Genomic DNA, 23,206 nt, shown 5'->3' with positions numbered 1-23,206 from the left:
AGGCTCCAAAAAGGGGGTACCGGGGCCGGGCATCTCTACCTTAATCGGCCATCGCCACGGCCCCGGTACCGCGCCGCCTCACTGGGTGAGCGCGTTGAAGAGGGCGATCCAGCGGTCGGGCGGGACGTGGCCGACGACCTGGTCGCGGCCGATCCCGGCTTCGGCGCAGGCCGCGAAGGCTTCCCGTTTGGGCACGACGCGGCACAGCGATGCGGCGAGAGAGCCTCCGAGGCCGGAGAAGCCGAGGTCGACGAGGTCGCGGTAGTCGGGCATGGCGGCGTCGGGCAGCAGCGGCTCGGGGCGATGCGCGATGTGGATTACGCCCGCGTCGACCTGCGGCACGGGCCGGAACTCGTGGCGGGCGATGCGCATGCCGAGCGTGAACCGGAACCGGGGCCAGTGCTCGACGGTGAGGCGGCTCCAGCGGCCGTAGTCGCCGGTGTGTTTGCGGGCGAACTCGAGCTGCGTGATGAGGCTGGCGCTCGTGAGCGATCGGGCGCGCAGGCACCAGCGGACGATGTCGGTGGTGATCCCGAAGGGCGCGTTGGCGACCACTTTGAACGGTTCGTGCGGGGCCTCGACGTCGCGGAAGTCGGCCTGGTAGCAGCGGAAATGCTCGTGGTGGCCCAGGCGTGAGTGGAGGCGTTCGACGAAGTGGCGGTCCTTCTCGTAGGCGGTGACGCGGCGGGCGCTGCCGAGCAGGTGCCTGGTGACCATCCCGTCACCGGGGCCGACCTCGATCACGTGGTCGTCGGGGCGGACGTCGGCCGAGTCGGTGAAGGCGCGCGCGATATGCGCGTCGCGCAGGAAGTTCTGGGACAGGGCCTTGCGGTTGGAGCTGTTGCGTTGCTCTCGGGCGCGCGGAAATTGGCTGCGGGACATGGGGATACTCCATGGAGACGAGTCGATTCAGGACGATCGATTCGCCTAGGCCCGCGCAGGGGCGCACGCCGCTGGGACAGATCAGCGGTCGGGAAGAAGCGCGTGCGGGGGCCTAGGCCGCCGCGCGCAGCCGAATGAAGCAGGGGCCGAACGCAGCGCACGCGTCGAACCCGGGAGATCCTGACATGCCAGCGAGGTTAGCCGGTCTCCTCAACCGCGTCCACCCGGTTCTCGCGGCGTGTGCGCGGGATCGCCCCGGTGTCGCCCGACGAGTAGCGGCCGGGCACGTGGAGGCGCAGGACCGCTTCGCTCGCCCAGTCGGGGACCGAGCCGGGCCGGGAGGCCGCGACCATCACGAGGAACGCAAACGGCACCGTCCACAGTGCTGGTTGGGCGAGGAGGACCGAGACGACGCCCGGTTCGAGGTCGAGGACCACCGAGGCGAGGGCCGCGCCCGTGGAGGTGCCCGCGCCGACGAGCAGGCCCGCCGTCGCGCCCGTCGCGGTCAGGCCGCGCCACCAGATACCGAAGGTCAGCAGCGGGCAGAACGTGGAGGCGGCCACCGCGAACGCCCACCCGACGAGCACGTTGATGTCCACATCGGCCGCAGGGAGCGACAGCGCGACCGCGAGGGCCGTACCGACGACGACACCCAGGCGCAGCCGCGAGAGCGAGCCGCCGAACAGGTCGTGCGAGAGGCCCCCGGCGAGCGCGAGCAGCAGACCCGAGGAGGTCGAGAGGAACGCGGCGAACGCGCCCGCCGCGACCAGCGCCGTCAGCACCGCGCCCGTGCCGTCCGGGGCGATCGCGCCCGGCACGAGGAGCGGCACCACGTCCGTCTCTTCAGGGGTGGGGGTCGCGACGCGGCCGAGGAGGCCGTACACGATGGGCCACAGGTAGAAGAAGCTGAGCAGCACGATCACCGAGACCGCGACGCGGCGGGCCGCGCGGGCCCCGGCGACGGTGTGGAAGCGCATCACGACGTGCGGGAGCCCCATGGCGCCCAACGTGGTCGCGACCAGGACCGAGATCGTCGCGAGCAGCGGGTGCCCGGAGCCGTCGAGGTCGAGCAGCGGGCGCGACCAGTCCGGGTCGGCGCTCGGGTCGACGGCCGCGCCACGCCGTGCAGGCCCGGCCAGGACAATGAGGAACACGGCGGGACCGGCGATGAACGCGAGTTTCACCAGGTAGTGGAAGGCCTGCACGTACGTGGCCGAGCGCATCCCGCCCACGGCGATCGTCGAGGAGACCACGAGCCCCGCGCCGACCACGCCGACCCAGTACGGGATGCCGGAGACCAGTTCGAGGACCACGCCGGCCGCCTTGAACTGCGGCAGCAGGTACAAGAGCATGATGACGAGCACGACCAGGCCGCACAGGCGGCGGATGCGCGGCGACCCGAGCCGGTACTCCGCGAAGTCCGGCACCGTGTACGCGCCGCTGCGGCGCATCGGCCCGGCCGCCAGCGCCGCGACGAGCACGTACCCGGCGGTGAAGCCCACGGCGTACCACATCGCGCCCACGCCGTTCTTGACCAGCAGGCCCGCGAGGCCCAGAACCGAAGCGGCCGAGACGTACTCGCCCGCGATCGCCAGCGCGTTCCAGCCCGGGACGATGCTGCGGGAGGCGACCAGGAAGTCCGGTGTGGACCGTGCGGCGCGTACACCCCACACGCCGATGACGACGCTGGCGGCGAGCACCAGGCTGATGGCGGCCAGGCCGAGCATCAGGGGTCCTCGCAGTACTCGGCCTCGATACGCTCGGCCCGGCGCACGTGGACCGCCGCGAGGAGCAGCAGGACCGGGTAGGGCGCGAAGAACAGGACGGCCCAGCCGAGGCGGCCGGGGGTGAAGATCGCGGCGGTGAGCAGGGCGGCGAGGGCGAACACGAGCGCGGCGGCGGTGCGGACGGCGAGGCGGCGCTGGCGGTGGAGCGCGCGTTCGGCGTCGGCGAGGTCGATGGCGCTGCGGTCGACGGGCGGGTGCCCCGAGAGGCGGCTGAGGCGGCGGGTGGCGTCCGACCTGCGGCGCAGGGCGAGGCGGGTCTGGGGGCTGGTGACGCGGACGCGCTGGTTCACCGGTGCGCGCCGCCTTCCCTCGCGGCCTGGAGGAGCCGTTCGCGCAGGAGCCGGGAGTGGCGGCGGCTGACGGGGACCTCGCCGGGTTCGGTGACGGCGACGAGCCCGGCCGAGGAGGTCACGCGCAGTTCGGTGACGGCGGCGAGGTTGATGAGGAAGGAGCGGTGGGCGCGCACGAAACCCGCTGCGTCCCAGACCTGTTCGAGGTAGGTGAGGGACTGGCGCAGGAGGTGGGAGCCCTGGGTGGAGTGGAGGCGCACGTAGTCGCCGTGGGCTTCGGCGTAGGCGATGTCGTCGCGGCGCACGAACACAGTGCGCCCGGCGAGCTCGACCTGGACGACGGCGAGGTCGTCGGCCTTGTCCCCCACGGCGGGCGCGGCGCGGCGGCCGCCGATGCGGGCGACGGCTTCGGCGAGGCGTTCGGGGCGGAAGGGTTTGAGGAGGTAGTCGGCGGCGCCGAGGCCGAAGGCCTCGACGGCGTGGTTGTCGTAGGCGGTGACGAACACGATCTCGGGCGGGTCCGACAGGCGGCGGAGGATGCGGGCGACGTCCATGCCGGTGAGGCCGGGCATGGCGATGTCGAGGAACGCGGCGTCGAACGAGCCGGAGCCGAGGAGGCGCACGGCCTCATCCCCTCCGGCGGCGGCCACGACCTCACCGACTGCGGGGAGCTCGGCGAGCTGCCCGGCGAGTTCGGTGCGGGTGGAGGGCTCGTCTTCGACGACGAGCACGCGCAGGCCGGTCATGCGTGGACTCCTCGGGCGTAGCGGGGGATTCTCACGGTCGCTTTGGTTCCGGCGCCGGGGGCGGTGTCGAGCCACAGGCCGTACTCGGGGCCGTAAACCGCCCGGAGCCTTCTGTCCACGTTGTACAGGCCGATGCGTCCGGCGCCTTGGCGGCTGCCCGCGAGGATCGCTTTCGCGGTCTCCGGTTCCATGCCCGCGCCGTCGTCCTCGACCTCGATGACGCACAGCGCGCCCTCGGAGAACCCGCGCACGGCGATGTGGCCGGTGCCGGGCTTGGACTCGAAGCCGTGCCGCACGGCGTTCTCCACGATCGGCTGCACCACCAGGAACGGGATGGGCACGGGCAGGACCTCCGGGGCGATGCGGACGGTGATGTCGAGGCGGTCGTCGAAGCGGGCCCGCTGCAGTTCGAGGTAGGTCTGGACGGCCTGGAGCTCGTCGGCGACGGTGGCGTAGTCGCCGGTGTTCGCGAACGAGTACCGCAGGTAGTCGGAGAAGTCGGTGAGGAGTTCGCGGGCGCGCTCGGGGTCGGTGCGGGTGTGGGCGCTGATCGCGGCGAGGGCGTTGTGCATGAAGTGCGGGGAGATCTGGGCGCGGAGGGTCCGCAGGTCGGCGGCGGCGATGCGCTCCCTCGCGCGGTCGAGGTCGGCGTGGTCGAGCGCGGTCGCCACGAGGTGGGCGGCCTCGGCGACCTCCGCGTCGCTCACGTCCCCCGCGACGAGCAGGCACCCGGCCAGGTCCCCCGAGACGATGAGCGGCGAGCCCCGCAGCGGCGGGGCGGTGACCGGCTCGAGGACGTCCAGGGTCTCGACCAGGAGCGCCCCGGCCGCAACCGGATCGAGGTTGCCGGATACGGCGATCACGCGGTCGCAGTCGGCCAGCGCGACCGCGTCGGCTGCGAGGAGCTTCGCGAGGCGGCGGGCCGCGACGGGCGCGCCCTTGCCGGTGAGGCCGTCCGCGAGCGCTTCCCCGATCTGGCGGGAGAGCCGCAGGGCCGCAAGGGTTCCCGCGCCCACTACGCGTCGCCGCGCGGGGACGCGGAGCGAGGCGGAGAGGCGAGCGGGGATCACAACATCACTGTAACGTGGCGCACATAATGGCGGGGAGGGCCGCCCCGGCCCTCCCCGCCCAGTGGGGCGGCCTAGTGCGTACTGGCCCGTTCGGCCCCGGCTCCCGTCAGCGCCCGGACTTGCATGGACGCGAAACGGGACGGGTTCGTTTCCTTACTCATCAGCGTGCCGACCACGGCGCAGATGAGACCGAACGGGATGGACACCAGGCCGGGGTTCGACAGCGGGAACCATGCGATGTCGACCCCTTCGCCGAGCAGCGAAGTCGGAAGGCTCGAGAAGGTCGGCGAGAAGATCACCAGACCGATCGAGGAGATGAGGCCGCCGTAGATGCCCGCGACGGCACCGGCGGTGTTGAACCGCTTCCAGAACAGGCTGAACAGCAGCGTCGGCAGGTTCGCCGAAGCGGCCACCGCGAAGGCGAGCGCGACGAGGAACGCCACGTTGAGGTCCTGCGCGAACACCGCGATCACGACGGCGATGGCGCCGACGCCGACCGCCGCGAACTTCGCGAAGACCACCTCTTGGTGCCCGGACGCCTTGCCCTGCTTGAAGACCCCGTTGTAGAGGTCGTGGGCGAGCGAGGACGAGCAGGCGATGATGAGGCCCGCGACCACCGAGAGGATCGCCGCGAACGCCGCCGACGCGATGAGCGCCAGCATGATCGCGCCGCCCGTGGACCCGGCGATGTTCTCGCCGATGACCTGCGAGAGCTGCGGCGCAGCCGAGTTCCCGGCCGGGTTCTCGGCGATGATCGCCTCCTTGCCGACCATCGCGGCCGCGCCGAAGCCGAGCACGAGGGTGAGCAGGTAGAACATGCCGATCAGGCCGATCGCCCAGTTCACGGACTTGCGGGCGGTCTTGCCGTCCGGCGTCGTGTAGAAGCGGATGAGCACGTGCGGCAGGCCGGCCGTACCGAGCACGAGCGCCAGCCCGAGGCTGATCAGGTCGAGTTTGTTCCACAAGGTCTGCAGCGAATCGCCCGCCACCTCCGTGCCGTAGCGCAGCCCCGGTTCGAGGAAGGCCGCGCCCTGGCCCGACGCCTGGGCGGCGTCGCCCAGGAGTGCCGAGAGGTTGAAGTTGTACTCGGCGAGCACGAGGATCGCCAGGACGAACGCGAGGCCGATCTTCACGCAGGCCTGGAAGATCTGGACCCAGGTCGTGCCCTTCATGCCGCCGAATGCGACATAGGCGACCATGAGCAGACCGGTGACGACGATGCCAGCGACCTTCGCGGCTCCGGCGTCCATGCCGAGGAACGTCTCGCCTTCCTTGATGCCCAACAGGAGCGTCACCAGGGCGCCCGTGCCGACCATCTGCGCGAGCAGGTAGAAGATCGAGATGCTCAGGGTCGCAATGGAAGCGGCGGTGCGGACAGGCCGCTGCCTCATGCGGTAGGAGAGCGCGTCGGCCACGGTGAACCGGCCGGAGTTGCGCAGCGACTCGGCCACGAGCAGCAGCGCCACGATCCACGCGACGAGGAAGCCGATCGAGTAGAGGAACCCGTCGTAGCCGTACAGGGCGATCGTCCCGGCGATACCGAGGAACGACGCGGCCGACACGTAGTCGCCCGCGACCGCGAAGCCGTTCTGCCACGCGGAGAACCCGCGCCCGCCGGAGTGGAAGTCGGTGGCGGTGCGGGTCGTGCGCCCGCCGCGGATCGTGATGCCGATGGTCACCATGACCATGCACATGAACAGAACGATCGTCAGGATGCGGTTGGAGTCGCTCATCTCCTGCGCGAGGGTGTTCATCGCTTGCCCCCGTTCATGATGTCGTCACGCAGGTCGGCGGACTGCTGGTCGAAGTGGCGCGCGGTGAACCGGTTGTAGCCCCAGGTGATCCAGAAGGTCACCACGAACTGCGACAGGCCCAGGACGAGGCCCAGGTTGATGTTGCCGAACAGGACGATGCCCATGAAGTCGCGCGCATAGGCCGACAGGAGCACGTACACGAGGTACCAGGCCAGGGACGCGAGCAGGACGGGCACGGTGAAGCGGAACAGCGTCCGCTTCAGCGCGACGAACCGGGGGTCGTCGTGCATCGCCGCTATCTCGGCGTCGGTGATCTCGGGGGGTGGGCCGTCGCCCTCGGGGGTCGTGGTCATCGAGCCTTCCTCCTTGAAGGGCTTTGACGTGTCGACGTTGTATCTGGCGCGTGTCGACACCGGGCCTTGTTTACAAGGAACCTATGAGCCCGCGGAGGCAGAAGAAAGCATTGCTGTGACGCGTGTCGCCAGACCACGCGCATCCTGCGGTGAGAGCCCCGACGAGCGGTCGGCGAACGGCCCGCGAACGGTCGCGGCGGTTTCTTTCACCCGAACGATGAATCCCGCGAGGCGGTCTCGTCTCTACTGGTGAAGGCAAACGGAACACCGAGAGGACAGCGCCATGGCGAACAAGATGATCTTCCTGAACCTGCCCGTGAACGACCTCGACGCGTCGAAGGCGTTCTACGAGGCGCTCGGCTGGGCGATCAACCCGGACTTCACCGACGAGAACGCCGCGTGCGTCGTCGTCGACGACAACATCTGCCTGATGCTGCTGACCAAGGAGTTCTACACGACGTTCGCCGAACGCCCGATCGCCGACACCGCCGCGTTCTCGGCCGCCGCCTACGCGCTGGCCCTGCCCGACCGCGGCGCGGTCGACGAGCTCACCGACGCCGCCCTCAAGGCCGGCGGCACCGAGGAGACCGCCAAGCAGGACCGCCGCGCCCAGGAGGCCGAAGTCGGCATGTACGGCCGCACCTTCCTCGACCTCGACGGCCACCAGTGGGAGCCGTTCTACATGCCTTATCCCCAGCAGTAACCGGGAAACCAGAAGGGCCGCTTCGCTATTGCGAAGCGGCCCTTGCCGTTTGGCTAGCTGGGTGGCGGGCTGGTGGGCGGGTAGCCAGGTGGGGGTTGGGTTCCGGGGGGCGGCTGCTGGGGCGGGTAGCCGGGCGGCGGGTAGCCCGGGGGCTGGCTGCCTGGGGTCGGGTAGCCCTGGGGCGGGTACGGGGGCTGCTGGAGCTTCTTCTTCGAGGAGTTGGAGACGAGCACGACGGTCACGATGATCGCGGCGATCACCACGAGCAGGCAGAACGCCATCAGGTGCCAGGGTTTTACGGCTCCCAAGTCGAGGCCTCCGCTCGTGGGCTCCGGGGACGGGGTTTCATCGGGAAGCTCCTCCATGTCGGGCTCCGTTCGGGGGTGCGGGCAGGGGGCTCCCCCATCATGTCAGGTTGCGGCCGTTAGGAGTGGACGCAGAACTCGTTGCCTTCGGGGTCCTGCATGACGATCCACTGGGCGGGGCCTTCGGAGCAGCGCTCGGAGTGGCGGGTGGCGCCGAGGGCTTCGAGGCGTTCGGTCTCCGAGTCGATGTTGTCGAGGCCGACGTGGAGGTCGAGATGGACCCGGTTCTTCACGGTCTTGGGCTCGGGGACCTGCTGGAAGAGGATGCGCATGCCTTTACCCGCGTCGGAGGCCTCGTCGAAGGGGTCCTCGGGGTTGCGGATCGCGGCGAGGGTCTTCCAGGCGTGGTGGCCGTCGACCTCGGTGAGGAGGTCTTCGGAGATGACGCCCTGGGCGAGGAGGCCCGCGATGAACCCGGAGTGATCCTCGAGGTGGTAGTCCATCGCCTCGGCCCAGAAGGCGGCCACACGGTGCGGGTCGGCGCAGTCGACGACGATCTTGAAGTGAACAGGCATAACGACACCGTAGGCCGAAGGTACGACAGCCGCCCCGCGTCTGTGTCTTTTACAAGAGCGCCTTTTGCAAGAGCGCAGGGCGGCTGCTCGGCTATTCGCGGTATTCGAGCGGGAGGCCGAAGAGCGGGAAGAGCTTCGGGGTGTCCAGGAAGTAGTTGAGGCCCGAGATCTGGCCGTGGTCGAGCTCGAGGACCGTGATCGACCAGGGCTCCCACAGGCCGGGCGTGCCGCTCGGCTTGTAGTGGCCGAAGGCCGGGAGGCCGTTGGCGCTGACCGGGACGAGCTTGGAGTTCTCGCAGCCCTTGCCGGTGGTGAGCATGAACTCGGCGACGCTCGCGTGGCCCTGGACCCACAGCGGGAACGGCGGCATCGAGAGCGCCACGTCCTGCGTGCACAGCGCCGTGAGCGCGTCCATGTCGTAGGCCTCGAAGGCGCTCACGTAGCCGTCGACGAGCTTGCGGAGGTCCGCGTCGTCGATCGTGTAGGCCTCGTTCGGCTTCAGGTGGGCCTGCTCCATCGTGGCCTTGGCGCGCTGCAGCGCCGAGTTGACGCTCGCGGGGCTCAGCTGCAGGGCCTCGGCGGTCTCGGCGGCCGAGAAGCGCAGGACCTCGCGCATGAGCATCACCGCTCGCTGCTTCGCAGGCAGGTGCTGGACGGCGGCGACGAACGCGAGCCGCAGCGTGTCCTTGGCTTCGGCGGCGGCCGCCGGGTCGGCGCCGAACGCCATCGAGTCGGGGATCGGCTCGACCCACATGTAGTCCGGCTCGGGCGCGGGCAGGGGCGAGCCGGCGTCGGAGGCGGGGGCGAGGTCCATCGGGCGGGCCCTGCGCTGCGGGCCCTTCAGCATGTCGAGGCAGACGTTCGTGGTGATCTTGTACAGCCACGAGCGCAGCGAGGAGCGGCCTTCGAAGGAGCCGTGGGACTTCCACGCCCGCGTGAAGGCCTCCTGCACGGCGTCCTCGGCCTCGAACGAGGAGCCGAGCATGCGGTAGGCGTACGCGCAGAGCTCGCGCCGGTGCGGCTCGAACTCGGCGAGCAGGTCGTTCGAAGGCTCAGCGTCGGAGATCGGAACGTTCATGCGCCTAGCGTCGCACAGACCACCGACATCGCCTGAGACGGTTTCGCTATTTGTCCCGCTGGTGGTCGGCCAGCCAGCGCTCGAACGCGTCGGCGGCCATCGGCTTGGCGAAGTGCCAGCCCTGCCCGGCGTGGCAGCCCCAGCCTTCGAGCTGCTTGCGGACCTTCTCGTCCTCGACGCCCTCGGCGACGACCTCGACGTCCAGGGCCCGGCCCAGGTCGATCGTGGTGGAGACGATCGCGGCGTTGTCCGGGTCGTCGATCAGGGTGGTTACGAAGGACTTGTCGATCTTGATCTCGGTGACGGGCAGCCGCCGCAGGTGCTGCATCGAGGAGAACCCGGTGCCGAAGTCGTCGAGGCTGATGCCCACGCCGAGGTCGGAGAGGCGCTGCACGTTGACGACGACGCGGCGCGGGTCGGCCATGAGCGCCGACTCGGTGATCTCCAGCTGGAGCTTGCGGGCGTCGACCCCGTAGGCGTCGATGCGCTCGGTGAGGAAGTCGGTGAACTCGGGCGACTGGAGGTCGCGCACCGAGACGTTCACGGCCATGCGCAGGTCGTAGCCCGATTCGTTCCAGGACCGGAGCTGGCGCAGGGCGATGTCGACGACCCGCTCGGTGAGCATGCGCATCACCGAGGAGTGCTCGGCGGTCTCGATGATCTCGGCCGGGTTGACGATCCCGCGCTCGGGGTGGTGGTAGCGCAGCAGGGCCTCGGCGCCGATGACCTCGCCGTCGGAGAGGCGCACCTGCGGCTGGTAGTAGAGGTTCACGCCGGGCGTGTCGGGGTGGTCGAGGGTGCGGCGCACGTCGCCGAGGAGCAGCAGCCGCTCGGGCGAGTTGTGGTCGAACTCGGGGGCGTAGCGGGCGAACGAGGAGGCGCGCTGCTTCGACTCGTACATCGCGATGTCCGCGTGGCGGAACAGGGTCTGGAAGTCCGAGCCGTCGTCGGGGTAGACCGCGACGCCGACCGAGCCGTCCACTTCGACGCTGGCGTCGGCCAGGACGATCGGGGCGTCGAGGCGGGCCCGGATCTCGCGGGCGCACTCCATCGGGTCGGTCATGCCGTCCAGTTCGGACCACATGAACGCGAACTCGTCGCCGCCGAGGCGCGCGATGGCCTTGCCTTTGGGCTTGTCGGCCTCGAAGCGGTGCGCGAGCTCGATGAGGAGCTGGTCGCCGACCTCGTGGCCGAGCGCGGAGTTGACGTCGGCGAAGCGGTCGAGGTCGAGGATGAGGACGGCCACGGCGGTGCCGGTCTCGGCCGCGTCGGTGAGCTTGCCGTCGACGGCCTGCTGGAAGCCCTTGCGGTTGAGCAGGCCCGTGAGCGGGTCGTGGTCGGCCTGGCGTTCGCGGTCGGCGGCGGTCTGGAGGATGCGGTAGACGGCGAAGATGGGGATCGCGGAGGCGGCGACGAGCCACCACGAGGAGATCGCGGCGCTGGCCACGATGGGCGCGATGGCGATCTGGGTGGCGCGCAGGGCCCATTCGCTGCGGAACCACTGCCAGAAGCCTTCGAGCCAGCTGTCGCTAGTGCGCAGGCTGTGGCGCCCGGCGACGAGCGCGAAGCTGGTGAGGGTCCAGACCGATCCGGCCGCGAAGACCGCGAGGAGCTGGGTCGCGTCGCCGTTCCAGACCGCGCCGTGGGCGACCGCGTCCCACACGTACCAGGCGAGGACGAGCGCGATGGCCTGCTGGGAGATGTTGAAGACCGAGCGCCATGCGGCGGCCTTGAGCTGCACCATGAGCATCCCGATGGCCGCGGTCTGGACGACCAGGGCGGGCAGGAAGCCCCAGGTGATCATGGTGGCGAGGACGTACACGAGGTAGATGGAGGCCATCGGCGACATCCACAGCCCGCCCCAGCGGGTCGGGCGCAGCTCGGCAATCATCGCGAGGCCCGCGGTGAGCCAGAACGCGAAGGGCACGCCGAACCAGCCGCCCTCGGGCGCGCTGCTCGCAACGGTCACGGCGACGGCACCGACGACCGCCGCGATGGCGACCGCGGCCATGAAGCCGTAGTACCGGCCCGGATGCTCTCTAGGCGCAGTGTTGCGCATGAGCGTCGTGGCCATTTCGCTCCTCCCACTGCCGCGCCGTCTCCGGGGAACGCGCCAGAATCCCCCGGTGCCGGTCGCGGCCGACTCCTCTGTCATATCGCGAATTCGTCTCCCAGACAACGCCGGGAGCACATGCGGCACACTTGTGACCAGGCGCGACATGCCAATTACAGAAACCGTTATCCGGTGTTCACCGCAGCGTCTCCCGAGGCCGGTTCCAGGCTCGGCGGCCCTTTCGGGCGATGGGCGACGAGCCGTTGGTACGACAAGGGGCAAGCATCCACGAGATGACTCTGCCTTGAACTAACGAGTCTCCCCCCGTGAAGGAATACGGATCGTTACTAACTTGTGATCATTCTGGTTCAGTCTCGGCATCAGATGTTTCCGGTAGCGACAATCCGTCTTCGAGCAGCGACGCGAAAGCCTCTCCGGTGACGACCGGGACGCCGAGCGCGACGGCCTTGTCGTATTTGGATCCGGGCTTGTCCCCCGCCACGACCGCACCGGTCTTCTTGGACACCGATCCGGAGACCTTGCCGCCGCGGGCCTTCACGGCCGCTGCGGCGCCCTCGCGCGTGTAGTCGGGGATGCCGCCGGTGATGACCACCGTAAGGCCCTCCAGGGTCTGCGGCAGCGCCTCGGACGGGTCGGGCGCGTCGTCCTGCATCCGCACGCCCGCCTCGCGCCAGCGCTCGACGATCGCGCGGTGCCAGTCGACGGCGAACCAGTCCTTGATGGCGGCGGCGATGGTCGGGCCGACGCCGTCCACGGCGGCCATCTCGGCCTCGTCGGCGTTCGCTATCAGGTCGAGGTCGCCGAAGTGCTCGGCGAGGGCCTGGGCGGAGACGGGTCCGACGTGGCGGATCGAGAGGGCGTTGACGACCCGCCACAGGGGCTGGCGCTTGGCGGTCTCGAGGTTCTCGAGCATCTGGACGGCGGTCTTCTTCGGCTCGCCGTTCTGGTTGGCGAAGTAGGCGACGACCTTGTCCTCGCCGGTCTTCGCGTCCTGCTTGGGCATGCCGGTGTCGGGGTCGCGGACGACGACGCGGATGGGGAGGAGGTCGTCCATCTTCAGGTCGAAGACGCCGCCTTCGTCGGCGAGGACGGGGTCGGCGCCGAGCGGTTCGACGAGCGCGGCGCACGCGATGTAGCCCATGCGGTCGACGTCGAAGCAGGAGCGGCCGGAGAGGTAGGCGAGGCGTTCGCGCAGCTGGCCGGGGCAGGAGCGGGCGTTGGGGCAGCGCAGGTCGACGTCGCCTTCGGACGCGGGGGCTAGGACGGAGTCGCATTCGGGGCAGCGCTCGGGCATCACGAACTCGGTCTCGGCGCCGGTGCGGGCGGCCTCGACGGGCGCGACGACCTCGGGGATGACGTCGCCCGCTTTGCGCACGACGACGGTGTCGCCGATGCGCACGCCCTTGGCCTTGACCTGGTCGGCGTTGTGAAGGGTCGCGAACTCGACTTCGGAGCCGGCGACGCGCACGGGCGCGAGCACGGCGTAGGGGGTGGCGCGGCCGGTGCGGCCGATGGAGACCTTGATGTCGAGGAGCTTGGTGTTGACCTCCTCTGGCGGGAACTTGTAGGCGACGGCCCAGCGGGGGGTGCGGGAGGTCGCGCCGAGGCGGCGCTGCACGGCGATCTGGTCGATCTTGATGACGACGCCGTCGATCTCGTGGACGAGCTCGTGGCGCTGCTCGCCGAACTCGGCGATGTACGCGAACGCGTCCTTGAGGGTGGGGACGACGCGCCAGTAGGGGCTCGTGGGCAGGCCCCAGGCGTCGAGCGCCGCGTACGAGTGGGACTGCGAGTCGGGTTCGAAGCCGCGCAGGGCGCCGAGGCCGTGGGCGATGAAGCTCAAGGGGCGTTCGGCGGTCTTCGCGGCGTCCTTCTGGCGCAGGGACCCGGCGGCGGCGTTGCGCGGGTTCGCGAACGGGGCCTTCCCGGCGGCGACCTGGGACTCGTTGAGGCGCACGAAGTCCGCGCTCGGGAAGTAGACTTCGCCGCGCACTTCGAGGAGTTCGGGCACGTCGTAGCCGTCGGCGGCGGTGAGGCGCTGCGGGACGGCGTCGATCGTGGCGACGTTCGCGGTGACGTCTTCGCCGGTGACGCCGTCGCCGCGGGTGGCGGCGCGGGTGAGGCGGCCGTTCTCGTACACCAGGTCGACGGCGAGGCCGTCGATCTTGACCTCGCAGAGATAGGGCTCGTCGGGGACTTCGGCGGTGATCCGGTCGGCCCAGGTCTGGACCTCGTCGAGGCTGAACACGTCCTGGAGGCTGAGCAGCTTCTCCAGGTGGGTGACGGGGGTGAACGCCTCGGAGAAGGTGCCGACCTGCTGGGTGGGCGAGTCGTTGCTCTGCAGCTCCGGGTAGGCCGTCTCGATGTCGATGAGCTCGTGGAAGAGCTCGTCGAACTGGCTGTCGGAGATCACGGGCTCGGCGAGGTAGTACCGCTTGCGGTGCTCGGTGATCTCCGCGGCCAGGGTCTCGTGGCGCTCGCGGGCGCGCTCGAAGTCGGGGCCTGCGGTCCGGCCGGTGCCGTCCAGTTCTGCGTCAGTCGTGCTCACGGCCCCATTGTGTCAGCTGGGTACGACGTTCCGGGGAGGCCGAAGCCTTATGCAACCGGTCACCTCGCGTTCACGTCGTGCTTGCCTCGCCAACCCCGGGGACCGGAAGGATCGGCCGCGTACGGCCCGTACAGCCCCTTTTACGCCCCGCTCAAAGGAGTCCGGAATGGCGATCACGTCGATCGGCGGCTCGAACCGCCGCAGCTTCCTCCGCCGCGGCGCGACCGCTGCGGGCGCGAGCCTCTTCGCGGTCGCCGCGATGGAGGGCCTGTCGATCCGCGCGGCCCACGCGAAGGACGGCGAGAAGGACCGCGAATGCCCCGACAACGGCGGCTACGGCGAGCTGCGGGAGCTGACGCGCACCGATCCCGAGACCGGCTTCTCGCAGACCCTCTGGCTCCCTGAGGGATTCGACTTCAAGGTGTTCGCGGTCGCCGCGTCCCCGATGGCGGACGGCAACCGCACGCCGCTCGCGCACGACGGCATGGCCTGCTTCCCGACCGGGCGGCGCGGCCAGTGGCGGCTCGTGCGCAACCACGAGGAGCGCAACGAGCCCGGCGCGGGCGTCCCGGCCGGGAGCCCCGAGTACCGCTACGACGAGCTCGCGGGCGGCGGGACCACGACGATGACCGTGCGATGGGAGGGCGGCGAGCCGCACTTCGGCGAGGCCTGGCAGTCCCTGTCGGGGACGATCGTGAACTGCGCGGGCGGGCCGACCCCGTGGGGCTCGTGGCTCTCGTGCGAGGAGACCACGGCCGGGAAGGGCGCGGGCTGGGCGGCCGAGCACGGGTACGTGTTCGAGGTGCCCTCGGCCGAGAACGGCGAGACGGTGCCGGTGCCGCTCAAGGAGATGGGCCGGTTCGTGCACGAGGCGGTCGCGGTGGACCCGCGCTCGGGCGTGGTCTACGAGACCGAGGACCAGAACACGGCCGGGTTCTACCGGTTCCTGCCGAACGTCCCCGGCGACCTCGCCGAGGGCGGGCAGCTGCAGATGCTCAAGATCGCCGACGAGTGGAACTTCGACACCCGCACCGGCCAGCGCGCCGGGAAGACCCGGTACGTGGAGTGGGTCGACATCGACGACCCGGACCCGTCCGACGCCGAGGAGGACCCGCTCGCGGTGTTCAACCAGGGATGGGCGCGGGGCGCGGCGGTGTTCGGGCGGCTCGAGGGCTGCTTCTACGGCGACGGCGCGGTCTACATCGCGTCCACTTCGGGCGGTGACGAGGGCGAGGGCCAGCTGTGGGAGTACCGGCCGCGCGGGCACAAGGGCGGCACGATCAAGCTGGTGTTCGAGTCCCCTGACGCGGAGCTGCTGTCCTATCCGGACAACATCACGGTGTCGCCGGGCGGGAACCTGATCCTGTGCGAGGACACGAGCCGGGACCTGCCCGCGATGCGCGGCCTGACGCGGGACGGGGAGATCTTCCCGCTGGTGTTCCACGAGGGGAAGACCGAGTGGTGCGGCGCGACGTTCTCGCCTGACGGCAAGGTGCTGTTCGCGAACATGCAGGGCGCGACGCGGGGCACGCTGGGCGACCCGGCGCTGGAGCCGGGCCGGACGGTCGCGATCTGGGGGCCTTGGAGCAAGGGCGTCCTCTAACAGGCTTCACCTCCCGAGTGGCGGTCCGGCCGCGTGCAACGTCCCAGTCTCGGCGACGCTTGCGAGCCGTAATTTGGCAGAGCGTGGCCGGATCGCTTTTTTGCTGCCCGAACCAGGTTTGACACGGGACACCCAAGGTAATTCACTACTCGATGAATTCCCGTGCTACGGTGATTTCATCAGTCGATGAATTACTGGAGGCTCCCATGCCACCCACCACCCCCGCAGCCGCCATCGCGGTCGACGACCTCGTCGTCGACCGGGGCGGGCAGACCGTCCTCAGAAGCGTCTCGACCCGCATCACCGCCGGGTCCGTCACCGGCCTGCTCGGCCCCTCGGGATCAGGCAAGACCACGTTCATCCGCGCCGTCGTCGGCACGCAGAAAGTCAAGTCCGGCAGCGTGAGCGTGCTCGGCCACCCGGCCGGGTCGAAGCCGCTGCGCAGCCGCGTCGCGTACGTGACCCAAGACGCCTCGATCTACCGCGACCTGTCGGTGAAGGCCAACGTCGCCTACTTCGCGGCCCTCTACGGCCGCAGCCGCTCCGAGGCCATGACCGCGATCGAGCGCGTCGGCATGGGCGACCACGCGCACAAGCTCGCCGCGAACCTCTCCGGCGGCCAGAAGACCCGCACGTCGCTCGCGTGCGCGCTCGTCATCGAACCCGAGGTGCTCGTCCTCGACGAACCGACCGTCGGTCTCGACCCGGTCATCCGCGAAGAACTGTGGGACCAGTTCCGCGAGCTCGCCAAGCAGGGCGCGACCCTGCTCGTCTCCAGCCACGTCATGGACGAGGCCGACCGCTGCGACCGGCTCCTGCTGCTGCGCGACGGCACCTTCATCGCCGACGACACCCCGGCCGACCTGCGGGCCGCCACCGGGACCGCGAACCTCGAAGCGGCGTTCCTCCACCTCATCCGCGAACTCGAGAAGGCGAACTGACATGTCGCTGCGCATCACCTTCATCACCGCCGGGCGCATCCTGCGCCAGCTGCTCAACGACCACCGCACCGTGGGGCTCATCCTCGCCGTGCCGAGCCTGATGATCGCGCTCATCAGCGCCATCATGGACGCCGCCCCGCAGGTCTTCGACACCGTCGGGCTGATCCTGCTGGCGTTCTTCCCGTTCATGATGATGTTCATGATCACCTCGATCACGCTGCTGCGCGAGCGCACCGGCGGGACCCTGGAACGGCTGATGACCACGCCCACAGGGAAACTCGACCTCGTGTGCGGGTACGCGATCGCGTTCGGCGCGGCCGCGGCGGCACAGACCGCGATCGCCGCGACAGTGGCGTTCGCGTTCCTCGGGCTCGACACGGCCGGTCCGGTGTGGGCGGTGTTCCTCATCGCGATCGTCGCCGCGCTGTTCGGGATGGCGCTGGGGCTCTTCGTGTCCGCGTTCGCGACCACCGAGTTCCAGGCGATCCAGTTCATGCCCGTGTTCGTCGTCCCGCAGCTGCTCCTGTGCGGCCTGATCTGGCCGCGCGAGCAGATGGCCGGGTGGCTGCAAGGGGTCTCGGACGCGCTGCCGGTCACGTACGCGGTCAAGGCGCTCACCGAAGTGCAGGTCAACACCAGTGTCACGGCCGACATGTGGGGCGACCTCTCGATCGTGGCCGCTGCGGTGCTCGTCGCAACGGCGCTCGGAGCCGCGACGCTGCGGCGGCGCACGAACTAGGGTGCATCCGTGGCTATGAAGCGCGCCGGACGGCGGACAGGCAATCCCGACACGAAAGCCGAGATCCTGGCCGCCGCCCGGCGGCTGTTCGCCGAAGAGGGGTTCGAGTCGGTCTCGATGCGGCGCATCGCCTCCGAGGCCGGGGTCGACCCTTCGCTGATCCACCACTACTTCGGGTCGAAGGACGACCTGTTCATGGCGGCCGTCGAGATCCCGTTCGACCCGGCCCCGGAGGTCGCCGCGGTCCTCAAGAGCGGCGAGCTCGACGGCGCGGGCGGGCGGCTCATGCACGCGTTCGTCGCGATCTGGGACGGCCCGCACCAGGAGAAGCTGCTCGCGGTGGTCCGCACCAGCCTCTCCAAACCGGGCATGTCGTTCGTGCTCAAGCAGCTGTTCGAGCACCGGATCGTGAAGACCATCGAGCAGACCCTGGGCGACCAGGTCGACCGCATCCCGGTGCGGGCGAGCTTCGTCGCCAGCCAGATCTTCGGGCTGGTCGTGGCCCGGTACATCCTGAAACTCGAACCGGTCGCGTCCCTGAGCGCCGCCGACCTGGCGGCGACGATCGGGCCGACCATCGACCGGTACCTGACGATGCCCGTGGAGCACCTCGCTCCTTGAGCGGATTCGAAAGCGAGCCGCGCTCGCGCGGTTCGCGGCGGGAAGCGGCCCGCACCTAGACTGGCCCCATGCCGATCGTCGACAGCGCCATCTACCGCAAAGGCGTCCGGGAGTCGCACCACGTGACCCTCGACCAGACCTTCGAGGACCTCCACGAGCACGGCGGCTTCGCCTGGATCGGGCTCTACCGGCCCACCGGGGCCGAGCTGGCCGCCGTCGCCGAGGAGTTCGAGCTCCACCACCTCGCGATCGAGGCCGCCCGGACCGGCCACCAGCGCCCCAAGCTCCAGCGCTTCGGCGACACGCTCTTCGCCGTCCTGCGCCCGGCCCGGTACCTGGAGGCGACCGAGCAGGTGGAGTTCGGGGAGGTGCACCTGTTCATCGGCCCGAACTTCGCGATCACCATCCGCCACGCCGAATCCCCGGACCTCTCGGTGGTGCGGCGGCGGCTCGAAGGGGACCCGGAGCTGCTGGCGCTCGGCCCGCAGGCGGTCCTGTACGCGGTGCTCGACGAGGTCGTGGACGGGTACGGCCCGGTCGTCGACGGCATGGAGGACGACATCGACGAGATCGAGGACGAGCTGTTCTCGGACAACCCCGACGTCGCCCGCCGCATCTACGAGCTCGCCCGCGAGGCCATGGCGTTCCAGCGGGCCACCCACCCGCTCGTGCGGGTCTTCAAGTCCCTGGAGTCCGGGTACGACAAGTACCAGGTCGACTTGGAGCTGCGCCGCGACATGCGGGACGTGCTCGACCACGTGCTGCGCATCGTCGAACGCGCCGACACGTTCCGGGCCCTGCTAGAGAACGCGCTCACCGTGCACTCGACGCTGGTGACGCAGGCGCAGAACGAGGAGATGCGGCAGCTCTCCCACGCGAGCATCGAACAGGGCGACCAGGTCAAGAAGATCTCGTCATGGGCGGCGATCCTGTTCACGCCGGGCCTGGTGGCCGGGATCTACGGCATGAACTTCACGCACATGCCGGAGCTGTCGTGGGTGCTCGGCTACCCGATGGCGATGGGGCTCATGCTGCTCTCAGCGGGGCTCTTGTACGTCGTCTTCAAGCGGCACAACTGGCTTTAGGCCGCCTCAACCTGTGGCGACGCCGAACGCGGAGCCGATCGCGTAGGTCGCGGCCATGGTGAGCGCGCCGACGGCCATGATGCGCAGCATCGCCCTCCCGATCGGCGCGCCGCCGAGCCTCGCCGCGGTGAACCCGGTGAGCGCCAGCGCCGCGATGACCGCGACCGCGCAGCCGATCACGCGGATGCCGTCGGGCAGCAGGGTGATCGCGAGCAGCGGCAGCAGCGCGCCGCACGTGAACGCCAGGAACGAGGAGAGCGCGGCGTGCCACGGGTTGGTGAGCGCTTCGGGGTCGAGGCCGTACTCGACGACCGCGTGGGCGCGCAGCGGATTGCGGCGGGACAGTTCGCGGGCCGCGTCCCTCGCGGTGTCCGCCGACAGGCCGCGGTCCCGCAGGCTCGCGGCGAGCTCGTCTTCGGCTTCGTCGGGGTTCGCGTCGAGTTCGCGCTGCTCGGCCTCGACGAGGCTCGCTTCGGTGTCGCGCTGGGTCGAGACCGAGGTGTACTCGCCGCCGGCCATCGAGAACGCGCCCGCGACCAGTCCGGCGACGCCGGAGAGGAGGATCGCGGACCGGTCGGCCGTCGCGCCCGCGACACCGATGACGATGCCCGCGACCGAGACGATGCCGTCGTTCGCGCCGAGCACGCCCGCGCGGAGCCAGTTGAGGCGGTTGCCGATCGAGCCCGGCCCGCCGCCGTCGTGGACCCCGGCCCCGTGGTCGTGGTCGTCGTGTCCGCTTTGCGCCATCACGATTGCAGTCAACCACAAGGTTGCGGCCGGTGGGAGTTCTCACAAGACCCAGGGAATTGCGGGAAATTGACCCGGTTTATCCGGCGTCGACCACTAACGCTCTGCAATGGACGCTTCCCATGGTTGACGACGACCGCTATTGTCGGCACTCCCTCCGATAAGAAGGGGCTCTTCAATGAGCGAACCCGCTGACTCCCCAGCTCCGCGGCCCGAGAACGCCGAAACGACTCCCGGCGGCACCGCGAGCGAACCTCCCCAGACCGAACCTCCTCAGGACGCGGCCGGGCCCCGGCCCGAGACCCCGATGGGCGACTCCCGCCCTGACGCCGAGAACCATGCCGAATCCGAACCGGTTCCCGTGCAGGACGATCCGACTCCCCCGCAGCCGGTCCAGGCTGCCGTCGCCGAGCGGCCCGCCCCTGCGGTGCCGCCCGCGCCGCCGCTGCCCCCGCAGCAGCGCTACTTGACCGCCACCGAATACCAGCGGCAGGCCGCCGTCTACGACCAGATGAACCGCCAGCGCTATGTCGCGCCGCCGAACCCGCGCTGGCACCGGCCGAACGAGACTCCCAAACCGGCGATCGTGGTCCTGGCCATCGCCATCGCCCTGTTCGGCGGCTGGGCCGCGTTCCACAGCTCGGGCGTCGGCATTGGCCTGTCGCTCACCGGCATCGCCATGGTCGCGGTCCCGCTCGCCGCGGGCGACCCGAGAGACCTCGTACCGCGCCTGCCGGGCGCGGTACTCGTCGCGGCCCTGTGGTCGGTCGCGGCGCTCCGCGACGCCGGATGGGTCGTGTTCCTCTGCACCGCAGCCGCATTCGTGCTCACGCCGCTGGCGCTGGCACCGCAGCGGCGGTTCAGCGGCACCGCGATCACCATGTTCGGCGGCTGGCTCGAAGGCCTCGCCGAGTCGTTCAGGTGGGCCAAGCGCGGCCGCGGCACGGGCGAGCGCGCCAGCAGCTCCAGCATGCGGAACCTGTGGGTCGTACTCGTCACCCTCGCGCTGCTCCTGGTCTTCGGCGGGCTGTTCGCCGCCGCCGACAGCACGTTCGCCGACCTCGTCGTGCGGCTGCTGCCGGAGATGAACTTCGGCGAGTTCATCCTGCGGCTCATGCTCGCCGGGGTCCTGTTCCCGCTGGCGCTGGTGTGGACGTACGCGGCAGTCGCGAAGCCGCGCTACGACTCCGAGGGGCCTGAGGGCGAGCACCGCACGGTCTCGCGCTTCGAGCTCTCGGTCCCGCTGGGCGCGCTGAACCTCCTGTTCGTCGCGTTCATCGCGGTGCAGCTGCGGGTGTTCCTCGGCGGCGAGGAGTACGTCATGGAGACCGCCGGGCTCACGTTCGCCGAGTACGCCCGCAAGGGCTTCTGGCAGCTGAGCTTCGTCGCGGCCCTGGCCCTCGCGGTCCTCGCCGTCGCCGCCTGGCTCGCGCCCAAGCGCACCAAGGCCGACCGCCTGGCCGCCCGCATCCTGCTCGGCGCGCTCTGCGTCCTGTCCATGGTGGTCATCGCCTCGGCGCTGTACCGCATGTACACCTACGCAGAGACGTACGGGCTCACCCGGATGCGCATCTGGATCTTCACCGTCGAGATCTGGCTCGCGGTCCTGTTCGCACTGGTCCTGGTGTGCTGCTGGAAGCTCCAGGCCGCGTGGCTGCCTCGCGCCGTGCTCGCCTCGGGCGCGCTGGCGCTGCTGGGTCTCGCGGCGGCGAACCCTGACGCGCTCATCGCCCGCTCCAACATCGAGCACGAGCACGTGCTCGACCTCTCCTACCTCGAGGACCTGTCGGACGACGCGGTGCCCGAGTTCGCCTCGCTCACCGACGACGAGCTCGACTGCATGCTCGCGGGCCGGTACGACGACGAGCGCGACCTCATGGCCTGGAACCTCGGCTACCAGCGCGCCGCCGAGCTCCTGAAGGAGCACAAGGAAGTGGAAGGCTACTGCGACTGGAGCGGCTCCACGTACGGCCTCGAGGAGGACCGCGACGACCCGCCTACAGTGGATGCGCAGGAGACGTACGCGCCGACCACCGAGGCCGAGGTGCCGAAGGCCGGGTACTTCCAGGTCGAGACCTGCGAGTCGCTCGACCATGGCGCCACGAGCGAGTGGCTCGGCACAGAGCTCGGCGACCGGGGCCTCGAACCGGGCGGCACCACGCAGGCGTACCTCGACGAGGCGCCTCCGGTGACGGCCTGGCTCACGTGCGGGTACTTCAGCGGCGATGTGGCGGTCGAAGCGAAGCTCGAGTACACGGGCTCTTCAGGCCTGGCCTCGACACACGTGCAGGACGCGATCGCCGCGTACTCCGGGACCGACTGGCTCGTGCAGGAGCGCACGAGCGGCTACGTCCTGTCAACCGGGTCCGGTGCGGAACGCCAGCTCCAGTACTACACGACCTTCGAGAACCTGGTCCTGTACGCGCTGGTCACGGGTGTCTCGAGCGACGCGACGGCAGAGGCGGCCGCCGCGGACCTGACCGGGCAGATGGCGGGCCGGTACGCGACGTTTGCCTGACGGATTGTCCAAAGTCACTCCGGGTGGCGCGGCGGCCACTGAGCTGCCGCGCCATCGATATCCCATTCACCGGGACTAGACGCGAGCGGCAATCGCCCTTGTGGGTTCCGTTGCGGCCGTTTAAGTTACGTGAATGTTGCAAGTAATCGGCGCGGGACTCCCGCGCACAGGGACCATGACCCTCAAGAACGCCCTCGAAACCCTCCTCGGCGCCCCCTGCCACCACATGATGGAGGTCTTCGGGCGGCTCGACACCGACCCGCCGGCCTTCCTGGCGGCGACCCGCGGCGACCTCCCCGACTGGGAGGCGCTGTTCGACGGCTACGCGGCCGCCGTCGACTGGCCCGGCTCGGCGTTCTACGCCGAACTGGCCGAACGCTATCCGGACGCGATCGTCGTCCTCTCCAAGCGCGACTCCTTCGCGACCTGGTGGAAGAGCGCCAACAACACCATCCTCAAAGCCTTCGACTCGACCGGTCCGGAATTCGGCGGCCCGGTCTGGGGCGAGATGATCGACGGGCTCTGGGACAAGACCTTCGAAGGCGCCGACCGCGGCGACCCCGAAGCCGTCGAGGCCGCCTACCACCGCTATCACGACCGGGTGCGCGAGACGGTCCCCGCGGATCGACTCATCGAGTTCGAGACCGGCGCGGGCTGGGAGCCGCTGTGCGCCGCGCTCGGCCTCCCCGTGCCCGAAGTGCCGTTCCCGCACCTCAACACGACCGCCGACTTCAACAAGCAGACGCAGGACGCGATCGAGGCGAAGGCCGCCGAGCAGTCCTAACAG

General features: G+C 70.0%; 21 protein-coding genes. 8 read left to right on the top strand and 13 right to left on the bottom strand.

Features of this window, described 5'->3' with window-relative positions:
- Nucleotides 1-78 precede the first annotated feature (78 nt).
- The 7 genes from erm to ACZ60M_RS00145 all read right to left on the bottom strand — a co-directional run bounded on the left by erm (nt 79) and on the right by ACZ60M_RS00145 (nt 6,882).
- Complete coding sequence (erm, locus tag ACZ60M_RS00175; protein ID WP_465413096.1) at nt 79-882, bottom strand: 23S ribosomal RNA methyltransferase Erm; 804 nt, start codon at nt 880-882, stop codon at nt 79-81.
- A 197-nt stretch (nt 883-1,079) separates the two neighbouring features.
- Nucleotides 1,080-2,609, bottom strand: coding sequence for a sodium/solute symporter (locus tag ACZ60M_RS00170; protein WP_465413094.1), 1,530 nt, complete (start codon nt 2,607-2,609; stop codon nt 1,080-1,082).
- Nucleotides 2,609-2,959, bottom strand: a complete 351-nt coding sequence (locus ACZ60M_RS00165; protein ID WP_465413092.1) for a hypothetical protein — start codon at nt 2,957-2,959, stop codon at nt 2,609-2,611. The genes ACZ60M_RS00170 and ACZ60M_RS00165 overlap by 1 nt, the downstream gene beginning before the upstream one ends.
- Nucleotides 2,956-3,705 (bottom strand): LytR/AlgR family response regulator transcription factor, encoded by a 750-nt coding sequence (locus ACZ60M_RS00160; protein ID WP_465413090.1) that lies wholly within the window; start codon nt 3,703-3,705, stop codon nt 2,956-2,958. The genes ACZ60M_RS00165 and ACZ60M_RS00160 overlap by 4 nt, the downstream gene beginning before the upstream one ends.
- Entirely contained in the window at nt 3,702-4,697 is a 996-nt protein-coding gene (locus ACZ60M_RS00155; RefSeq protein WP_465413471.1) for a sensor histidine kinase, read from the bottom strand. The genes ACZ60M_RS00160 and ACZ60M_RS00155 overlap by 4 nt, the downstream gene beginning before the upstream one ends.
- 149 nt (nt 4,698-4,846) lie before the next feature.
- Nucleotides 4,847-6,529, bottom strand: coding sequence for a solute symporter family protein (locus tag ACZ60M_RS00150; protein ID WP_465413088.1), 1,683 nt, complete (start codon nt 6,527-6,529; stop codon nt 4,847-4,849).
- The gene (locus tag ACZ60M_RS00145) at nt 6,526-6,882 is read right to left on the bottom strand and encodes a DUF485 domain-containing protein (RefSeq protein ID WP_465413087.1); all 357 of its coding nucleotides are present in this window, start codon (nt 6,880-6,882) and stop codon (nt 6,526-6,528) included. The genes ACZ60M_RS00150 and ACZ60M_RS00145 overlap by 4 nt, the downstream gene beginning before the upstream one ends.
- Nucleotides 6,883-7,165: 283 nt before the next feature.
- Here ACZ60M_RS00145 and ACZ60M_RS00140 point away from each other — a divergent pair, with 283 nt between their 5' ends.
- Nucleotides 7,166-7,585 (top strand): VOC family protein, encoded by a 420-nt coding sequence (locus ACZ60M_RS00140; protein ID WP_392970545.1) that lies wholly within the window; start codon nt 7,166-7,168, stop codon nt 7,583-7,585.
- 53 nt (nt 7,586-7,638) lie between these two features.
- Here ACZ60M_RS00140 and ACZ60M_RS00135 read toward each other — a convergent pair whose 3' ends face one another.
- The 5 genes from ACZ60M_RS00135 to ligA form a co-directional block, all read right to left on the bottom strand.
- Entirely contained in the window at nt 7,639-7,950 is a 312-nt protein-coding gene (locus tag ACZ60M_RS00135; protein ID WP_465413085.1) for a hypothetical protein, read from the bottom strand.
- 59 nt (nt 7,951-8,009) lie between these two features.
- Nucleotides 8,010-8,465, bottom strand: coding sequence for a VOC family protein (locus ACZ60M_RS00130; RefSeq protein WP_465413083.1), 456 nt, complete (start codon nt 8,463-8,465; stop codon nt 8,010-8,012).
- Nucleotides 8,466-8,556: 91 nt separating this feature from the next.
- Nucleotides 8,557-9,543 carry a sigma-70 family RNA polymerase sigma factor gene (locus ACZ60M_RS00125; protein WP_465413082.1) on the bottom strand — a complete coding sequence of 329 codons (987 nt, stop codon included), beginning with the start codon at nt 9,541-9,543 and terminating at the stop codon, nt 8,557-8,559.
- Between the two features lie 46 nt (nt 9,544-9,589).
- On the bottom strand, nt 9,590-11,617 hold the full coding sequence (locus ACZ60M_RS00120) for a putative bifunctional diguanylate cyclase/phosphodiesterase (RefSeq protein WP_465413081.1): 2,028 nt from the start codon (nt 11,615-11,617) through the stop codon (nt 9,590-9,592).
- A gap of 337 nt (nt 11,618-11,954) precedes the next feature.
- A complete protein-coding gene (ligA, locus tag ACZ60M_RS00115; protein WP_465413079.1) occupies nt 11,955-14,165 on the bottom strand; it encodes an NAD-dependent DNA ligase LigA in 2,211 nt (736 codons plus the stop codon).
- Nucleotides 14,166-14,331: 166 nt separating this feature from the next.
- Here ligA and ACZ60M_RS00110 point away from each other — a divergent pair, with 166 nt between their 5' ends.
- The 5 genes from ACZ60M_RS00110 to ACZ60M_RS00090 all read left to right on the top strand — a co-directional run bounded on the left by ACZ60M_RS00110 (nt 14,332) and on the right by ACZ60M_RS00090 (nt 19,154).
- Complete coding sequence (locus ACZ60M_RS00110; RefSeq protein WP_465413077.1) at nt 14,332-15,768, top strand: alkaline phosphatase PhoX; 1,437 nt, start codon at nt 14,332-14,334, stop codon at nt 15,766-15,768.
- Between the two features lie 206 nt (nt 15,769-15,974).
- A complete protein-coding gene (locus ACZ60M_RS00105) occupies nt 15,975-16,709 on the top strand; it encodes an ABC transporter ATP-binding protein (RefSeq protein ID WP_465413075.1) in 735 nt (244 codons plus the stop codon).
- Nucleotide 16,710: 1 nt separating this feature from the next.
- A complete protein-coding gene (locus ACZ60M_RS00100; protein ID WP_465413073.1) occupies nt 16,711-17,448 on the top strand; it encodes an ABC transporter permease in 738 nt (245 codons plus the stop codon).
- A 15-nt stretch (nt 17,449-17,463) separates the two neighbouring features.
- Nucleotides 17,464-18,069 carry a TetR/AcrR family transcriptional regulator gene (locus ACZ60M_RS00095; protein ID WP_465413469.1) on the top strand — a complete coding sequence of 202 codons (606 nt, stop codon included), beginning with the start codon at nt 17,464-17,466 and terminating at the stop codon, nt 18,067-18,069.
- 68 nt (nt 18,070-18,137) lie between these two features.
- Nucleotides 18,138-19,154, top strand: coding sequence for a magnesium and cobalt transport protein CorA (locus ACZ60M_RS00090; RefSeq protein ID WP_465413071.1), 1,017 nt, complete (start codon nt 18,138-18,140; stop codon nt 19,152-19,154).
- A gap of 6 nt (nt 19,155-19,160) precedes the next feature.
- Here ACZ60M_RS00090 and ACZ60M_RS00085 read toward each other — a convergent pair whose 3' ends face one another.
- Nucleotides 19,161-19,901: a VIT1/CCC1 transporter family protein gene (locus ACZ60M_RS00085; protein ID WP_465413069.1), complete on the bottom strand. Its 741-nt coding sequence runs from the start codon at nt 19,899-19,901 to the stop codon at nt 19,161-19,163.
- Nucleotides 19,902-20,079: 178 nt separating this feature from the next.
- On the opposite strand from ACZ60M_RS00085, the gene ACZ60M_RS00080 reads away from it, so the two are divergent.
- Both ACZ60M_RS00080 and ACZ60M_RS00075 read left to right on the top strand, forming a co-directional pair.
- Nucleotides 20,080-22,419: a DUF4153 domain-containing protein gene (locus ACZ60M_RS00080; protein ID WP_465413067.1), complete on the top strand. Its 2,340-nt coding sequence runs from the start codon at nt 20,080-20,082 to the stop codon at nt 22,417-22,419.
- Between the two features lie 133 nt (nt 22,420-22,552).
- Nucleotides 22,553-23,203, top strand: coding sequence for a sulfotransferase family protein (locus ACZ60M_RS00075; protein WP_465413065.1), 651 nt, complete (start codon nt 22,553-22,555; stop codon nt 23,201-23,203).
- Nucleotides 23,204-23,206 lie beyond the last annotated feature (3 nt).

Source organism: Glycomyces sp. NPDC050141, assembly GCF_055586545.1.
This window is presented reverse-complemented; position numbering and strand designations above follow the sequence as displayed.

What these genes read in the sequence shown, in the direction of transcription:
- ACZ60M_RS00125 (WP_465413082.1), bottom strand. Translation starts at nt 9,543, where the DNA reads ATGAACGTTCCGATCTCCGACGCTGAGCCTTCGAACGACCTGCTCGCC.
- ACZ60M_RS00075 (WP_465413065.1), top strand. Translation starts at nt 22,553, where the DNA reads ATGTTGCAAGTAATCGGCGCGGGACTCCCGCGCACAGGGACCATGACC.
- ACZ60M_RS00120 (WP_465413081.1), bottom strand. Translation starts at nt 11,617, where the DNA reads ATGGCCACGACGCTCATGCGCAACACTGCGCCTAGAGAGCATCCGGGC.
- ACZ60M_RS00105 (WP_465413075.1), top strand. Translation starts at nt 15,975, where the DNA reads ATGCCACCCACCACCCCCGCAGCCGCCATCGCGGTCGACGACCTCGTC.
- ACZ60M_RS00135 (WP_465413085.1), bottom strand. Translation starts at nt 7,950, where the DNA reads ATGGAGGAGCTTCCCGATGAAACCCCGTCCCCGGAGCCCACGAGCGGA.
- ACZ60M_RS00150 (WP_465413088.1), bottom strand. Translation starts at nt 6,529, where the DNA reads ATGAACACCCTCGCGCAGGAGATGAGCGACTCCAACCGCATCCTGACG.
- ACZ60M_RS00100 (WP_465413073.1), top strand. Translation starts at nt 16,711, where the DNA reads ATGTCGCTGCGCATCACCTTCATCACCGCCGGGCGCATCCTGCGCCAG.
- ACZ60M_RS00090 (WP_465413071.1), top strand. Translation starts at nt 18,138, where the DNA reads ATGCCGATCGTCGACAGCGCCATCTACCGCAAAGGCGTCCGGGAGTCG.
- ACZ60M_RS00170 (WP_465413094.1), bottom strand. Translation starts at nt 2,609, where the DNA reads ATGCTCGGCCTGGCCGCCATCAGCCTGGTGCTCGCCGCCAGCGTCGTC.
- ACZ60M_RS00130 (WP_465413083.1), bottom strand. Translation starts at nt 8,465, where the DNA reads ATGCCTGTTCACTTCAAGATCGTCGTCGACTGCGCCGACCCGCACCGT.
- ACZ60M_RS00110 (WP_465413077.1), top strand. Translation starts at nt 14,332, where the DNA reads ATGGCGATCACGTCGATCGGCGGCTCGAACCGCCGCAGCTTCCTCCGC.
- ACZ60M_RS00095 (WP_465413469.1), top strand. Translation starts at nt 17,464, where the DNA reads ATGAAGCGCGCCGGACGGCGGACAGGCAATCCCGACACGAAAGCCGAG.
- erm (WP_465413096.1), bottom strand. Translation starts at nt 882, where the DNA reads ATGTCCCGCAGCCAATTTCCGCGCGCCCGAGAGCAACGCAACAGCTCC.
- ACZ60M_RS00140 (WP_392970545.1), top strand. Translation starts at nt 7,166, where the DNA reads ATGGCGAACAAGATGATCTTCCTGAACCTGCCCGTGAACGACCTCGAC.
- ACZ60M_RS00145 (WP_465413087.1), bottom strand. Translation starts at nt 6,882, where the DNA reads ATGACCACGACCCCCGAGGGCGACGGCCCACCCCCCGAGATCACCGAC.
- ACZ60M_RS00160 (WP_465413090.1), bottom strand. Translation starts at nt 3,705, where the DNA reads ATGACCGGCCTGCGCGTGCTCGTCGTCGAAGACGAGCCCTCCACCCGC.
- ACZ60M_RS00080 (WP_465413067.1), top strand. Translation starts at nt 20,080, where the DNA reads ATGAGCGAACCCGCTGACTCCCCAGCTCCGCGGCCCGAGAACGCCGAA.
- ACZ60M_RS00085 (WP_465413069.1), bottom strand. Translation starts at nt 19,901, where the DNA reads ATGGCGCAAAGCGGACACGACGACCACGACCACGGGGCCGGGGTCCAC.